The organism is Intrasporangium flavum, from assembly GCF_001956915.1.
GTDB lineage: Bacteria > Actinomycetota > Actinomycetes > Actinomycetales > Dermatophilaceae > Monashia > Monashia flava.
Genome location: NZ_MLJO01000022.1, coordinates 93,263 through 108,018, shown reverse-complemented (window position 1 = coordinate 108,018; position 14,756 = coordinate 93,263). Strand labels below are relative to the sequence as shown.

Below are 14,756 nucleotides of genomic sequence, written 5' to 3'. Positions count from 1 at the left end.
CTCCCGAGCGGACGGCGTCCGGGGCAGGCGTCACCAACCGATAACCTTGCCGTTGGTTCGGACCACCAAGGGAAGGCAGACCGATGCCGGCGATCGTGCTCGTGGGAGCGCAGTGGGGCGACGAGGGCAAGGGCAAGGCGACCGACCTGCTCGGCAGCAGCGTCGACTACGTCGTCAAGTTCAACGGCGGTAACAACGCCGGCCACACCGTCGTCATCGAGAAGGACGGCAAGCGCGAGAAGTACGCGCTGCACCTGCTGCCCTCGGGCATCCTGTCGCCGAACTGCACGCCGGTCATCGGCAACGGCGTCGTCGTCGACCTCGGCGTGCTCTTCGAGGAGCTCGAGGGCCTCGACGCGCGTGGCGTCGACACGAGCAAGCTCAAGGTCAGCGCGAACGCGCACGTCATCCCGCCGTACAACCGGACCCTCGACAAGGTCACTGAGCGCTTCCTCGGCAGCCGCCGCATCGGCACCACCGGCCGCGGCATCGGCCCGACGTACGCCGACAAGATGAGCCGCATCGGCATCCGCGTCCAGGACCTCTACGACGAGGGCATCCTGCGCCAGAAGGTCGAGGCCGCCCTCGCCTTCAAGAACCAGGTGCTCGCCAAGATCTACAACACGCGCGCCGCCGACGTCGACGAGGTCGTCACCGAGCTGCGCTCGTACGCAGAGCGGCTCGCGCCGATGGTCGCCGACACCGCCCTCGAGCTGGTGCAGGCCCTCGACCGCGGCGAGACCGTCCTCTTCGAGGCCGGCCAGGCGACGCTCCTCGACGTCGACCACGGCACCTACCCCTACGTCACGTCGAGCAACGCCACGTCCGGCGGCGCGTGCACCGGCTCGGGCGTGCCCCCGACGCGCATCGACTCGGTCATCGCGATCCTCAAGGCGTACACGACGCGCGTCGGCGAGGGCCCGTTCCCCACCGAGCTGAACGACGACATGGGCGAGTTCCTCCGCAAGACCGGCGCCGAGTTCGGTGTGACCACCGGGCGCCCGCGTCGCTGCGGCTGGCTCGACGTCGTCATCGGCCGCTACGCCCAGCGGATCAACGGCGTCACCGACTTCGTCATCACCAAGCTCGACGTGCTCACCGGACTCGACACGGTCCCGATCTGCGTCGCCTACGACGTCGACGGCGTCCGCCACGACGAGATGCCGGTCAGCCAGAGCGACTTCCACCACGCGAAGCCGATCTACGAGGAGATGCCCGGCTGGTGGGAGGACATCACCCACTGCCGCACCTTCGAGGAGTTGCCCGAGAACGCGCAGAAGTACGTGCTGCGCGTCGAGGAGCTCATCGGCGCGCGCGTCTCGGCCATCGGCGTCGGGCCGGGCCGCTCGGAGATCATCGAGCGCTTCCCGCTCAAGCCCAGCGTCGCGAGCTGACGGCACCCTGAATCTGCACGAACCTGCTTGAACCCGAAGGACTTCCATGAGTGACACGGCTGCCTCCGCCGTTCCCGAGCCGCTCGACTGGGTGACGCGTCTGGCCGACGACGTCATCGCCGAAGCGAAGCACCGCGGCATCGAGACGATCGTCTGCGCGTCGGGCATCAGCCCCTCGGGCCCGATCCACCTCGGCAACTTCCGCGAGCTCATCACGCCGCACCTCGTCGCCGACGAGATCAAGCGGCGTGGCATCCCCTGCGAGCACATCCTGTCCTGGGACGACTTCGACCGGTTCCGCCGCGTGCCCAAGCGGCTCGAGGGCGTCGACGAGTCGTGGGAGCAGTACATCGGCATGCCCCTGACGTCGGTCCCTGCCCCGGCCGGGTCGCCGCACGCCACGTGGGCCGACCACTTCAAGGCCCCGCTGCTCGAGGCCATGGCGGCCACCGGCATCGAGGTGCGCCAGATCAGCCAGACCGAGCAGTACCGCGCCGGCGCCTACCGCGACCAGGTGCTCCTCGCGATGCGCGAGCGGACCGCCATCGACAAGGTGCTCGACCAGTACCGCACCCTCGAGGCCGAGGCCGACGCGCGCCAGAAGGCGTCGGGCAAGGGCAAGCGCCACGACCCCAAGGTCGCGAAGCTCACCGAGGAGCAGGCGGCCGCCGCCACCGAGGCCGAGCGTGGCTCCGGCGCGGCGGGCGAGGACGACGGCAGCGAGGGCACCGCGGGCTACTTCCCGTTCAAGCCGTACTGCAGCGTCTGCCACACCGACTTCACGACCGTCACGGCCTACGACGACGACTCGCACGACCTCGCGTACACGTGCACGAAGTGCGGCCACCAGGAGACGGTCAACCTCGACACCTTCACCGACGGCAAGCTCGTCTGGAAGGTCGACTGGCCGATGCGCTGGGGCTACGAGGGCGTGCTCTTCGAGCCCTCCGGCGTCGACCACCAGAGCCCCGGCAGCAGCTTCGTCGTCGGCAAGGACCTCGCGCCGGTCTTCGGCTGGGAGCGCCCGATCGGCCCGATGTACGCCTTCGTCGGCATCGCCGGCATGGCCAAGATGAGCTCGTCCAAGGGCGGCGTGCCGATCCCGAACGACGCCCTCGAGGTCATGGAGCCGTCGGTGCTGCGCTGGCTCTACGCCCGACGCCGCCCGAACCAGAGCTTCGACGTCGCGTTCGGACCCGAGCTGCAGCGTCTCTACGACGAGTGGGACGCCTTGAACCGCAAGGTCGCCGGCGGCGACGCCCAGCCGGGCGACCTCGCCGCCCACCTGCGCGCCACGTCGACGGCGTCGGGCGTGCTGCCCGCCACGCCCCGGCCGATGCCGTTCCGCACCATCGCCTCGGTCATCGACATCACGCAGGGCGACGAGGCCCAGGCGGTGCGCATCCTGTCCGAGCTCGACCCGGACAACCCGGTCGGCTCCACCGACGACCTGCGCCCGCGCCTCGACTGTGCCGAGCGCTGGATGCTCGGCTACGTGCCCGCCGAGGACCGCACCGTCGTGCGCGAGGTGCCCGACGCCGACCTGCTCGCCGGCCTCGACGACGAGCAGCGCGAGTCGCTGCGGCTGCTGCTCGAGGGCCTCGATGCGCACTGGTCGGTCGACGGCCTGACCCACCTCGTGTACGCCGTGCCGAAGATCCAGCGCGGCATCGACCCCGAGGCCAAGGTCAAGGACCCCGAGCTGTCCGCGGCCCAGCGCGCCTTCTTCGTCCTCGTCTACCGCCTGCTCGTGTCCACGGACACCGGCCCGCGCCTGCCGACGCTGCTGCTGGCCGTCGGTGCCGACCGCGTCCGGACGCTCCTCGGCGCCTGACGCGTCACCGCGCCGAACCTGTTTCTTCATTCTGCTAAAGAAACCATTGACATAGTGAAGACGGTTCGTATGCTTGGGGGCACGTAGAACGAAGGAGTTTTCCGTGAGCAGCGAGACCGCCGGCACCGCCGGTACCGACGGCGTCCCGATGGAGGCCATGCTGGCCGACTTCGGGGCCCGGGTCCGTTCCCTGCGCAAGGAACGGTCGCTGACCACGGAGCGGCTCGCCCAGAACGCCGGGGTGAGTGCCGGGCTCATCAGCCAGATCGAGCGCGGTCACGGCAACCCCTCCTTCGCCACCCTGGTCCAGCTGGCACACGGGCTGCAGCTGCCCGTGGGACAGCTGCTCCAGCCGACCGAGACGGAGAACGTCGTCGTCCGCAAGGACCAGCGTCGCCGTCTCGACAGTCACGGTCTGGCCACCGATGACGGCGGCGTCTACGAGCTGCTGACCCCCGACCTCAACGGTGCCCTCGAGGCCAACTGGGTGGTCACGCCACCCGGATACGACACGAGTGCCACGCCGTACACCCACCACGGCGAGGAGTTCGGCATCGTCCTGTCGGGCACCAAGGACGTCTACCTCGACGGAGTGCGTCACCGGCTCGAGGCCGGCGACTCGATCCGCTACAGCTCCACCATCCCCCACTGGTACGCCAACCCGTCGGACACGCAGGAGTGCACCGCCGTCTGGGTGAGCACCCCGCCCACCTGGTAGGTCCCACCGCCCGGTCCTGAACAGGCCTGAACAGGCCTGAACGGGCCGACCGGGCCGCCTCCCGCCGCCGACCCTCCCCATCCCCACAGGTCCCGGACGCCCCTGCGCCACGGGTTCCCTCGAGTGCGCCCGAAAACGCGCCTCCCGTCACGAACCGGAGAGTTCGCCATGACCGCTACCCCGAAAGCGACCACCGCCACGCCCCCCGAGTCCTCGGACGACCGCCCCCGCTCGACCCGCCGGGCCATGCTCGGCCTCGGGCTCGGCAACACCCTCGAGTGGTACGACTGGATGATCTTCGGCCTGCTGGCCACGTTCATCGGTCCGCTGTTCTTCGCCAAGACCGACCCCGTCTCGGCGACGCTCGACGCCCTCGCGGTCTTCGCCGTCGGCTTCTTCGTCCGCCCTCTCGGCGGCGCGCTGTTCGGCACCGTCGCCGACCGGATCGGCCGGCGCAGCGTCATGCTCTGGTCGGTCGGCACCATGGCCGTGACGACGCTCGTCATCGGGCTGCTGCCCACCTACGACTCCATCGGCGTCTGGGCCGGGGTGCTCCTGCTCGTCTGCCGCCTCCTGCAGGGCCTGTCGACCGGCGTCGAGGCGCCCCTGTCGACCGCCTTCGCCGTCGAGGTCATGCCGAAGGGCCACGAGGGCCGGGCCGCCGGCTACATCAGCTTCTTCGTCAACCTCGGCATCCTGCTCGCCTCGCTCGTCAGCTTCGCCACGAGCTACGCCATCGGCGGCGACGCCATGGCGACGTGGGGCTGGCGCGTGCCGCTGCTCTTCGGCGCTGCCCTCAGCTTCTTCGTGCTCTACCTGCGACGCGCCCTGCCGGAGACCCTCCACGAGGAGGAGCGCAGCGAGACGACGGGCGGCACGTGGAGGGGCGTGCGCAAGCACTGGCTCGGCCTGCTCGCCATCGTCTTCGTCGTCGGCAGCGCCCAGGCCTTCAACTACGCGTGGAACGTCGGCCTGCCGACCCTGGCCCGGACCACCTTCAAGGAGAACCCGACCGAGGTGTTCGGCGTGACGACGCTGCTCGGCGTCATCCTCCTCGCCGGATCGATCGTCACCGGACGCGTCGCCGACCGGGTGACGCTCTCGCGGGCCTTCGTCGTGACCCGTCTCGCCTCGGTGCCGGCGGTCTTCCTCATGCTGCTCTACACCGGGCCCGGCATGGGCACCTTCGCCCTCGTGGTCCTCGGCGGCGGCATCGTCCTCGTCGCCAACATGACGCTCTACAACGTCGTGTCCGCGTCACTCATGCCGAAGTTCTGCCGGGCCACCGGCACCGGCGTCGGCTACGGCGTCGCCGTCGCCCTCTTCGGCGGCACGGCCTCCTACCTGCTCGTGTGGCTCCAGAGCCACGACCTGGCCTGGGTCTTCCCGGCCTACACCGCCGCGCTGTCGGTCATCAGCGTCGCCCTGTACGTCGCCGCCCGCCGCCGCAGCGGCCTCTTCGCCGGAGAGTGAGTCCGCACCATGAACACCCACCAGCAGTCCCAGCTCGCGATCAGCTCCGACGAGGTGACGGCTCCGGTCGTGCGCCGCAGCGACGTCGTCGTCGTCGGGGGAGGGCCCGCCGGCGTCAGTGCCGCCGTGTCGGCCGCGCGCAGCGGCGTCGACGTCACCCTCGTCGAGCGCTACTCGGCCCTCGGCGGGCTCGCCTCCGGCGGCATGGTGCTCGTCCTCGACGACATGGTCAACGGCGACGAGATCACCGTGACCGGCATCGTCGACGAGTACGTCGAGCGGATGGCGCGCACGAAGCTCGCGGTGTACCCGCCCGTCGAGGAGCGCGCCACCTCCCAGGAGCTGTGGAACAAGTGGGGCCGCTGGGGCACCTTCAACTTCCACTCGCACACCAACCCCAAGCCGATCTGCTACGCCGTCGCCTTCGACCCCGACGCGTGGAAGGCGACGTCGGTCGACCTCGTCCGCGAGTCGGGCGTGCACCTGCGGATGCACAGCTGGTTCTCGCGGCCGATCGTCGACGACGGCGTGCTCAAGGGCGTCGTCGTCGAGACGAAGCAGGGCCCGCAGGCGATCCTGGGCGACGTCGTCATCGACACCACCGGTGACATCGACGTCGCGTCCCGGGCGGGTGCGCCGTTCGCCCACGACTCCTACCTCGTCACCCTCGTCTTCCGCCTCGGCGGCGTCGACACCGACGCGGCGGAGCGCTTCGAGCAGGAGCACCCGAAGGAGGCGCGGGCCGTCAACCGCCGGATCAAGCGGCTGCTCGGGGGTGCGTGGGAGCTGTGGTGGCTCAAGACGCCGCTGCCCGGCGTCGTCTGGTGCAACACCCCGCACATGACCGGCTTCGACGGCTCCGACCCCGAGTCGCTGACCAACGCCGAGTTCGCCGCCCGCGACCGCATCGCGGCGGCCCTGCCCGAGATCAAGGCCACCCTGCCCGGCTTCGAGAACGCCTACGTGCTCGACGTCGCCCAGCAGATGGGCGTGCGCCAGACCCGCCTCCTGCAGGGCGAGTACGTCGTGACGAAGGAGGACGTCGTGAGCCGCCGGCACTTCGCCGACTCGGTGGCGCGCGGCCGCGACTACTACACGCCGTACCGCTCGCTGCTGCCCGTCGGGGTGGACCAGCTCATCGTCGCGGGGCGACACTACTCGGCGACGCCGGAGGCCCAGCGGATGTCCCGCGAGATCCCGCCGTGCATGGCCCAGGGACAGGCGGCGGGGATCGCGGCGGCGCTCGCCGTCGAGAAGGCCCTGCCCGTGCGTGACGTGCCGGTCGACGAGATCCAGCTGCGCATGCGCGACCAGGGGGCCGACCCGGGCGACCGTCCGGCGCCCAACGCGACCATCGACGCGACGACCGAGAACGACATCAAGGATCAGCAGGAGAACCAGCGATGACGACGCCAGCCCCCTCCACCACCAGCCCCTCCACCACGGCGCCGCGGGCCCTCGAGGGCGTCACCGTCCTCGACTTCACGCAGGTCTACATGGGCCCGTCGTGCACGCAGATGCTCGCCGACTACGGGGCCGAGGTCATCAAGGTCGAGCGGCCCGTCTGGGGCGACCTGTCGCGCAACTCGCTGCCCGACCCGGCTGGCCAGGAGAACCCGATCTTCATCTCGATCAACCGGGGCAAGCGGTCGGTCACGATCGACACGCGCACCGAGGCGGGGCGCACCGTCGTCCTCGACCTCGTCCGGCGCTCCGACGTCGTCGTCAGCAACTTCCGCGCCGGCGTCATGGAGCGGATGGGCTTCGGCTACGAGGACCTCCGGCAGGTCAACCCGAGCATCGTCTGGGCCTCCGGCACGGGCTTCGGCGAGACCGGGCCGTACGCCCACAAGGGTGGCCAGGACGTCATCGCCCAGGCGTACTCGGGCGTCATGTGGCGACGCTCCGACGACACGGTGCCGCTCAGCGTCTACCCGACGACGCTCGCCGACTACACGACCGGCATGCACCTGTGCCAGGGCATCCTGCTCGCCCTCATCGCCCGCGACCGCACCGGCGAGGGCCAGAAGGTCCAGGTCAACATGTACGACTCGATGCTGCACATGCAGATGCAGGAGGCCTCGACCCAGCTCAACCGCGGGCACGAGGTCAACTGGGCGGCGATGCCGCTGTCGGGTGTCTTTCCGACGAGCGACGGTGCGGTGTGCATGGTCGGGGCGTTCAAGGAGAACCCGCTGCGCGACATCAGCAAGGCCCTCGAGCTCGACGAGGACTGGTCGATCAAGCCCGGGTTCGACACCCTGGAGGGCCAGTTCGAGAACCGGCCGCAGCTGCAGGCGCTCTTCCGCGAGCGTTTCGCCACCGACACGACGGCGCACTGGGTCGAGCGGCTCGAGGCCGTCGACATCCTCTGCGCGCCGGTCCGCAGCCTCGTCGAGGCGCTCGCCGACGAGCAGACCGCCGCCAACGGCATGGTCGTCGAGATGGAGCACCCGCACGGCGGCACGATGCGCGTGCTCGACGCGCCGATCCGGCTGTCGGGCACGCCGAACGCCGCCCGGCGACCGGCCCCCATGCTCGGCGAGCACAACGCCGAGGTGCTCCGCGAGCTCGGCTACGACGAGGAACGCGTCGCCGCGCTGCTCGCCGACGGGGTCATCCGGTGAGCGCCGTGACAGCCCAGCAGGAGCAGTCCGAGCGCGTCGACGAGGTGCGCTTCGAGCGGCGCGGACGCGTCGCGTACGTGACGATCGACCGCCAGCACGTGCTCAACGCCGTCGACGACGCGACGAGCCGCCGCTGCACCGAGATCTGGGACGAGATCGAGCGCGACCCCGGCGTCCACGCCGTCGTCGTCACCGGCGCGGGGGAGCGGGCCTTCTGCACGGGCGCCGACATGTCGGCCGGCGGCACCGGCAAGAACGGCATCGACTACTGGGCCGACCTCGACCCGAACGGCTTCGCCGGCCTCAGCCTGCGCCGCACCCTCGACGTGCCCGTCATCGCGCGGGTCAACGGGTACGCGTTCGGCGGTGGCATGGAGATCGTCCTGGGTGCCGACATCGTCGTCGCGTCGAGCACCGCGCAGTTCGGGCTCACCGAGCCGCGGGTCGGGCGTCTCCCGCTCGACGGCGGCATCGTCAAGCTCGTCCGGCGCATCCCGCACACGCGCGCCATGTCGATCCTGCTCACCGGACGCCGCGTGCGGGCCGAGGAGATGCGCGACCTCGGCCTCGTCAACGAGGTCGTCGCCCCCGAGGAGCTCGACGCCGCCGTCGACCGGTGGCTCGACGACGTGCTCGCCTGCGCCCCGACGTCGCTGCGCGCCATCAAGCAGATCGTCAACCGCACCGACCACCTCACCGACCGCGACGCGCGGGCCCAGCGGCTGCCCGCCCTCATGGAGTGCCTGACGAGCCCCAACGCCACCGAGGGCGTGCAGGCCTTCCGCGAGAAGCGCGCCCCCGTCTGGAGCGACCGGTGAACCCGCACATGCGTCCCGGCGTCTGGGGCGTGCTCGCCACCCCCTTCGCCGGCTCGACGCTCGACGTCGACGACAGCGGCATCGCCCGGCTCGTCGAGCACGCCGACGCCGCAGGCGTGGCGGGCCTGACCGTGCTCGGCGTCTTCGGCGAGGCCGCCCGGCTGTCGTGGGCCGAGCGCCGGCTCGTCCTCGAGACCGTGCTCGAGACCACCGACCTCCCGCTCGTCGTCGGCTGCACGTCGCTCGCCACGGCGCCCGTCGTCGACGAGGCGCGGATGGCGGTCGAGCTCGTCGGCGACCGGCTCGCCGGCGTCATGGTCCAGGCCAACAGCGCCGACCCCGCGACGCTCGACGCGCACCTGACCGCGGTGCACCAGGCGTCCGGCGCCGACGTCGTCGTGCAGGACTACCCGGTCGTCAGCGGCGTGCACGTGTCCTCGGCGGTGCTCGGCGACCTCGTCGCCCGGTCGCCGCACGTCACGGCCGTCAAGGCCGAGGCGCCGCCCACGCCCGTGGCCGTAGCCGAGCTGACCGCCCGCTGCGACGTCCCCGTCTTCGGCGGCCTCGGCGGCATCAACCTGCTCGACGAGCTCGCCTGCGGGGCGGCCGGCGCCATGACCGGCTTCTCCTACCCGGAGGGCCTCGTCGCCACCGTCGAGGCCTGGGACCCGGCCGCGCCCGAGCGCTCCCGTGCCGCTCTGCTGCCCTACCTGCCGCTCATCACCTTCGAGCAGCAGGTCGGCATCGCCCTCGCAGTGCGCAAGGAGTGCCTGCGCCGGCGAGGGCTCATCGCCGAGTCGGGGGTGCGTCCGCCCGCGCGGGTGCTGCCCGACTCGCTCCGGCCGCTGCTCGCCGCGCACCTCGACGCCACCGAGGCCGCGACCGGAGTCCCCACCCGCGTCCCGACCGGCGTCACGTCCGGGGTCGCCTGATGGACCTCGGACTCGACGGACGCGTCGCCCTCGTCCTCGCCTCGACCGGCGGCCTCGGTGCGGCGGTCGCCACGGCGCTCGCCGCGGAGGGTGCCCACGTCGTGGTCACCGGCCGCGACGCGGGCCGCGCCGAGGCGCTCGCGGCGTCGCTGCCCTCGGCCGTCGGCGTCGGCGTCGACCTCACCTCGCCCGACGCGGCGGCCACGGTCCTCGGGGCCACCCGGGAGGCGTTCGGCGACCCGGACGTGCTCGTGCTCAACGGACCCGGCCCCGCGCCCAGCCGCGCCGCCGACCTCGACGGTGCCGCCGCACGCGCCGCCGCCGAGACCCTGCTCGTGCCGCACGTCGAGCTGGTCCGGCGGGCGCTGCCGGCGATGCGGGCCCGCGGCTGGGGACGCGTCCTCGCGATCGGCTCGAGCGGCGTCGAGGCGCCGCTGGCCAACCTCACCGCGTCGAACGTCGGTCGTGCCGCACTCGCCGCGTACCTCAAGACGCTCGCCACAGAGGTCGCCGCCGACGGCGTCACCGTGAACATGCTGCTGCCGGGGCGGATCGCGACCGACCGCGTGGCGGCCCTCGACGCGGCCGCGGCAGACCGCCAGGGCCGGACCGTCGACGAGGTGCAGGCGGCCTCGCGCGCGTCGATCCCCACCGGTCGCTACGGCGAGCCGGCTGAGTTCGGGGCCGTCGGCGCCTTCCTCTGCAGCGACCGCGCGTCCTACGTCACCGGCAGCCTCGTGCGCTGCGACGGCGGCCTGCTCGCCAACCTCTGACCACTCGACTCCGAGCTCCCGAGGAGACTCCCATGACCACTCACGTCCACAACATCGTCGACGGCGCCCGCACCGGGCAGCCGACCGCCGAGCGCCGCAACCCCGCCCGCGCCGAGGAGGTCGTCGCCGTGTCGCCCTCCTCCAGCGCCGCCGACGTCGACGCCGCGGTCGGCGCCGCCGAGAAGGCCCAGCCCAGCTGGGCGGCGATGACGCCCGTCGCCCGTGGCGCCGTGCTGCTCGACGCCGCCGACCTGCTGCGCCGGCGCCAGCCGCAGATCGCCGAGGACCTCGTGCGCGAGGAGGGCAAGACCCGCGCCGAGGCGATGGGCGAGGTGCGCCGGGCCATCGACGTGCTGCGCTTCTTCGGTGCCGCGGGCTGGCGCTCGACCGGGGAGACGCTGCCGAGCGTCGTGCCGCACACCAGCGTGCACACCCGCGCCGAGCCGCTCGGCGTCGTCGGGCTCGTCACGCCGTGGAACTTCCCGATCGCCATCCCGGCCTGGAAGATGGCGCCCGCCCTCGTCTCGGGCAACGCCGTCGTCATCAAGCCCGCCGAGCTGACCCCGCTCTCCATCGACCACCTCGCCACCGCCCTGCACGACGCCGGCCTGCCCGCGGGCGTGCTCAACGTCGTCCACGGCCAGGGCTCGGTCGCGGGGGAGGCGCTCGCCTCCCACCCCGACGTCGCCGCGCTGTCGTTCACCGGCTCCACCGCAGTGGGCCGCCACCTGCACGACGTCGTCAGCGCCCGCCGCGCCCGCGTCCAGCTCGAGATGGGCGGCAAGAACGCCTACCTCGTCCTCGACGACGCCGACGTCGAGCACGCCGCGGCCACCGTCGCCGCCGGCGCGTTCGGCCTGACCGGCCAGGCGTGCACCGCCACCTCGCGGGTCTACGTCACGCCGGGCATCCGCGACGCCTTCCTCTCCCGCCTGCGCGAGCACGCGGCGGCCGCCCGTCCGGGTGACGGCCTCGACGACGCGACGACGATCGGCCCGGTCGTGTCGCAGGCCCAGCTCGACAAGGACCTCGCCGCCATCGAGGGCGCGGTCGCCGCCGGTCACGACGGCGGCTCGCTCGCCGACCCCGACGGCCTGCTGCTGCGGCCCGTCGTCTTCTCCGACGTCGACCACGGCAGCCCGCTCGCCCGTGACGAGGTCTTCGGGCCCGTCGTCGCGGTCGTCGACGTCGCCGACTACGAGGTGGGCCTGGCACGGGTCAACGACTCGAGCTACGGCCTGACGGCCGGCGTCTGCACCCGTGACCTCGGCACGGCCCACGACTTCGCGGCCCGCGCCCGCGTCGGCGTCGTCAAGGTCAACCGCCCGACCACCGGGCTCGACCTCAACGTCCCCTTCGGCGGCGTGCGCGACTCGTCGTCGAACACCTTCCGCGAGCAGGGCGCCCGGGCCGTCGACTTCTACACGTGGTCCAAGAGCGTGTACGTCGGGCACGACGTGTGACCCCCGACGAGCTCCGGGCGCTGCCCAAGGCCGAGCTGCACCTGCACCTCGAGTCGGCGATCGGCGCGGACACGACGCGTGAGCTCGCCGACGCGTCGGGGCTGCCGCTCCCGCCGAGCGGCCCGTTCCCCGACCAGGCGGCGTTCGTCGTGGCCTACGAGCGGGCCCGCGACCTCGTGCGCACCACGGCCGACGTGCGCCGGGTGGCTCGCGAGCTCGTCGAGCGCCAGGCTCGCGACGGCGTCGTGTGGAGCGAGGTGCACGTGGCCCCGGCCACGTACGCGGGACGGCTCGGCCCGCCGGACGGCATCCTCGAGGCCTTTCTCGACGGCGCCGACGGGCGGGCCGGGGTGGTGCTCGGCATCAACCGTGGCCTGCCCGTGGCCGAGGCCGAGGCCACCGTCGACCTCGCGCTGCGCTGGGCCGGTCGCGGCGTCGTCGCCGTCGGGCTGGCCGGGGCCGAGGCCGCATTCCCGCCCGGCCCGTTCGCGCCGCCCCTGCGCCGGGCCGCCGCCGCGGGGCTGGCCGTCGTCCCGCACTGTGGCGAGGGCACGGGTGCCGACGGCGTCCGGGCGGCACTCGCCCTCGACCCGGTCCGCCTCTGCCACGCCGTCGGGGCCGAGCAGGACCCGCGGCTCGTCGAGCAGCTGCGGGAACGGGCCGTCTGCCTCGACATGGCGCCGTCGTCCAACGTCGCGCTCGGGATCGTCCCCGACCTCGCCGCCCACCCGCTGCCGACGCTGCTGCGCGCCGGCGTCGAGGTCACCCTGAGCACCGACATCCCGGGTTTCCTCGGGCACGGGCTCGTGGACGAGCTCGAATCCTGTTCTCGTGCCTGGTCGCTCACCGACGACGAGATCGCGCTGCTGGCGCGCACCTCGTTGCGTCGCAGCCTCGGCCCGGCGGCCTGAGGCGCGGACGTCAGGACGACGAAGGGGCCCCGACCGTGTGGTCGGGGCCCCTTCGCGTGCGTCACGGAGCCCGTGTGACGCCCGTCAGTTGACGCTGACCGCGCTCCACGCCGCGGCGGTCGCGGCGTACTGGGCGCTGCCGGCGCCGTAGAGGTCGGTCGCCGCCGAGAGCATGCCGGCGCGGGCCTGGGCGTACGTCGTCGACGAGGTCCAGTACGTCGACAGCGCGCGGTACCAGATGCGCGCGGCGGCGTCGCGGCCGATGCCGGTCACCGTGGACCCGTTGCACGTCGGGCTGTTGTAGGCGACGCCGTTGATCGTCTTGGCGCCGCTGCCCTCCGAGAGCAGGTAGAAGGCGTGGTTGCCGACGCCCGAGGAGTAGTGCACGTCGAGGGTGCCGACGCTCTTGCTCCAGCAGTCGGCCGACGCGCCGTCCTTGCTCGGCTTGTCCATGTAGCGCAGCGGCTTGGCCGAGCCGAGGGCGAAGCGCTCGCCGATGAGGTAGTCGCCGGGGTCGCCCGTCGTGTTGGCGGTGAACTCGACCATCGTGCCCATGACGTCGGAGGTCGACTCGTTGAGGCCACCGGACTCGCGGCGGTAGGCCAGGCCGGCCGTCGCCGACGTCACGCCGTGGGTCATCTCGTGGCCCGCGACGTCGAGCGAGACGAGCGGTCCGTAGCTGACGCCGTCACCGTCGCCGTAGCGCATGCAGAAGCACGTGTCGCTCCACGACGCGTTGACCCAGTTCGTGCCGACGTGCACGAGGCTGCGGGCGCCCTTGCCGTCGTTCTTGATCCCGTTGCGCCCGAAGGTGTTCTTGTAGAAGTCCCACGTCGCACCGACGCCGAAGTCGGCGTCGACGGCCGCGCTCTGGCGGTTGCTGCTCGAGCCGGTGCCCCACGTGTTGTCGGCGTCGGTGAACAGGGTGCCGGTCGTCGAGGACGTCGAGCCGTTGTTGCCGTCCTCGGTGCGGGCGCCGCCGCGGCTGCCGTCGACCATCTGGTACTGGCCGCCGGAGAGTGTCGTCGTCAGGCTGACCGTGCCGAGGTAGAGGCTGTTGCCCGTGCCGGTCTCGTTGATCTCGGTGGCCCACTGGTCGACGACCGAGCCGGTTCGGGCGTCGACGAAGACGACCTTGCCCGCGGGCTCCTGGTGCGCGCCGACGCCGTCGACCTGGGTCTTCCAGACGAGGCGGGCCGGGCCCTCGAGGGCGTAGACGGCGAGGCTCGGCGTCGAGGTGCGCACCGTGAAGCCGGCGCCGCGGGCGGCGGTGTCGGCGGCCCGCTGGGCGGTGACGGTCGGCGTCGTCGACCCGACGCGGACGGCGGACGCCGCGGCGTTCGCGCCCTTCCAGGCGCCGGCCCGGTCGGTGTGGACGACGAGGTCGCCGCCGACGACGGGCAGGCCCTTGAACGTGCGGTCGAAGCGGACGTGCGTCGTGCCGTCGGCATCGGTGCTGACGCTCTTGGTGGTCAGGCCCTGGTCGGCGTCGAGCCCGAAGGCGGCGCCGTGGGCGCGGGCCGCGCTGACGGCGCGGTCGACGCCCGTGGTGCCGGCCTGGGCCGTGCTCGTCGTGGTCAGGGCCAGGGTGGTGGCGACGACGGCGACCGTGGCGGTCGCCGTGGTGATGAGGCTCTTCTTCAAGAGTTCGCTCCTGCGTGCGATGGACCCCCGAGTCGCGGCCGGGAGACCGCCCGGCAAATCTGTCGGCCGGGAGGGGCCGGCGCCAGAGATCCGACGCAAGGTTTGCCGTCGCTTGACGGAAATTTGACCGTCGGCGGGCAGTCGGCCGGCAGTCGGCGGACGCACGAAA

The 14,756-nt window shown here is 72.4% G+C and carries 12 protein-coding genes; 11 read left to right on the top strand and 1 reads right to left on the bottom strand.

The window, feature by feature from the left end:
- Positions 1–83 precede the first annotated feature (83 nt).
- The 11 genes from BIV28_RS16170 to BIV28_RS16120 all read left to right on the top strand — a co-directional run bounded on the left by BIV28_RS16170 (position 84) and on the right by BIV28_RS16120 (position 12,943).
- Positions 84–1,394, top strand: a complete 1,311-nt coding sequence (locus BIV28_RS16170) for an adenylosuccinate synthase (RefSeq protein WP_076263527.1) — start codon at positions 84–86, stop codon at positions 1,392–1,394.
- Between the two features lie 46 nt (positions 1,395–1,440).
- Positions 1,441–3,228, top strand: a complete 1,788-nt coding sequence (gene lysS, locus BIV28_RS16165) for a lysine--tRNA ligase (RefSeq protein WP_076263526.1) — start codon at positions 1,441–1,443, stop codon at positions 3,226–3,228.
- Between the two features lie 103 nt (positions 3,229–3,331).
- Positions 3,332–3,946, top strand: a complete 615-nt coding sequence (locus tag BIV28_RS16160) for a helix-turn-helix domain-containing protein (protein WP_242653085.1) — start codon at positions 3,332–3,334, stop codon at positions 3,944–3,946.
- Positions 3,947–4,114: 168 nt separating this feature from the next.
- A complete protein-coding gene (locus BIV28_RS16155) occupies positions 4,115–5,419 on the top strand; it encodes an MFS transporter (protein ID WP_076263524.1) in 1,305 nt (434 codons plus the stop codon).
- A gap of 9 nt (positions 5,420–5,428) precedes the next feature.
- Positions 5,429–6,826, top strand: a complete 1,398-nt coding sequence (locus BIV28_RS16150) for an FAD-dependent oxidoreductase (protein WP_076263522.1) — start codon at positions 5,429–5,431, stop codon at positions 6,824–6,826.
- On the top strand, positions 6,823–8,046 hold the full coding sequence (locus BIV28_RS16145; RefSeq protein WP_076263520.1) for a CaiB/BaiF CoA transferase family protein: 1,224 nt from the start codon (positions 6,823–6,825) through the stop codon (positions 8,044–8,046). The genes BIV28_RS16150 and BIV28_RS16145 overlap by 4 nt, the downstream gene beginning before the upstream one ends.
- Entirely contained in the window at positions 8,043–8,864 is an 822-nt protein-coding gene (locus BIV28_RS16140) for an enoyl-CoA hydratase-related protein (RefSeq protein WP_423221545.1), read from the top strand. The genes BIV28_RS16145 and BIV28_RS16140 overlap by 4 nt, the downstream gene beginning before the upstream one ends.
- Positions 8,861–9,796 (top strand): dihydrodipicolinate synthase family protein, encoded by a 936-nt coding sequence (locus BIV28_RS16135; protein ID WP_083707421.1) that lies wholly within the window; start codon positions 8,861–8,863, stop codon positions 9,794–9,796. The genes BIV28_RS16140 and BIV28_RS16135 overlap by 4 nt, the downstream gene beginning before the upstream one ends.
- The gene (locus BIV28_RS16130) at positions 9,796–10,569 is read left to right on the top strand and encodes an SDR family oxidoreductase (RefSeq protein WP_076263518.1); all 774 of its coding nucleotides are present in this window, start codon (positions 9,796–9,798) and stop codon (positions 10,567–10,569) included. The genes BIV28_RS16135 and BIV28_RS16130 overlap by 1 nt, the downstream gene beginning before the upstream one ends.
- A gap of 32 nt (positions 10,570–10,601) precedes the next feature.
- A complete protein-coding gene (locus tag BIV28_RS16125) occupies positions 10,602–12,032 on the top strand; it encodes an aldehyde dehydrogenase family protein (protein ID WP_076263516.1) in 1,431 nt (476 codons plus the stop codon).
- Complete coding sequence (locus BIV28_RS16120) at positions 12,029–12,943, top strand: adenosine deaminase family protein (RefSeq protein WP_076263514.1); 915 nt, start codon at positions 12,029–12,031, stop codon at positions 12,941–12,943. The genes BIV28_RS16125 and BIV28_RS16120 overlap by 4 nt, the downstream gene beginning before the upstream one ends.
- An 84-nt stretch (positions 12,944–13,027) precedes the next feature.
- On the opposite strand, the gene BIV28_RS16115 is transcribed toward BIV28_RS16120, so the two are convergent.
- Positions 13,028–14,587, bottom strand: coding sequence for a M4 family metallopeptidase (locus tag BIV28_RS16115; RefSeq protein ID WP_076263513.1), 1,560 nt, complete (start codon positions 14,585–14,587; stop codon positions 13,028–13,030).
- Positions 14,588–14,756 lie beyond the last annotated feature (169 nt).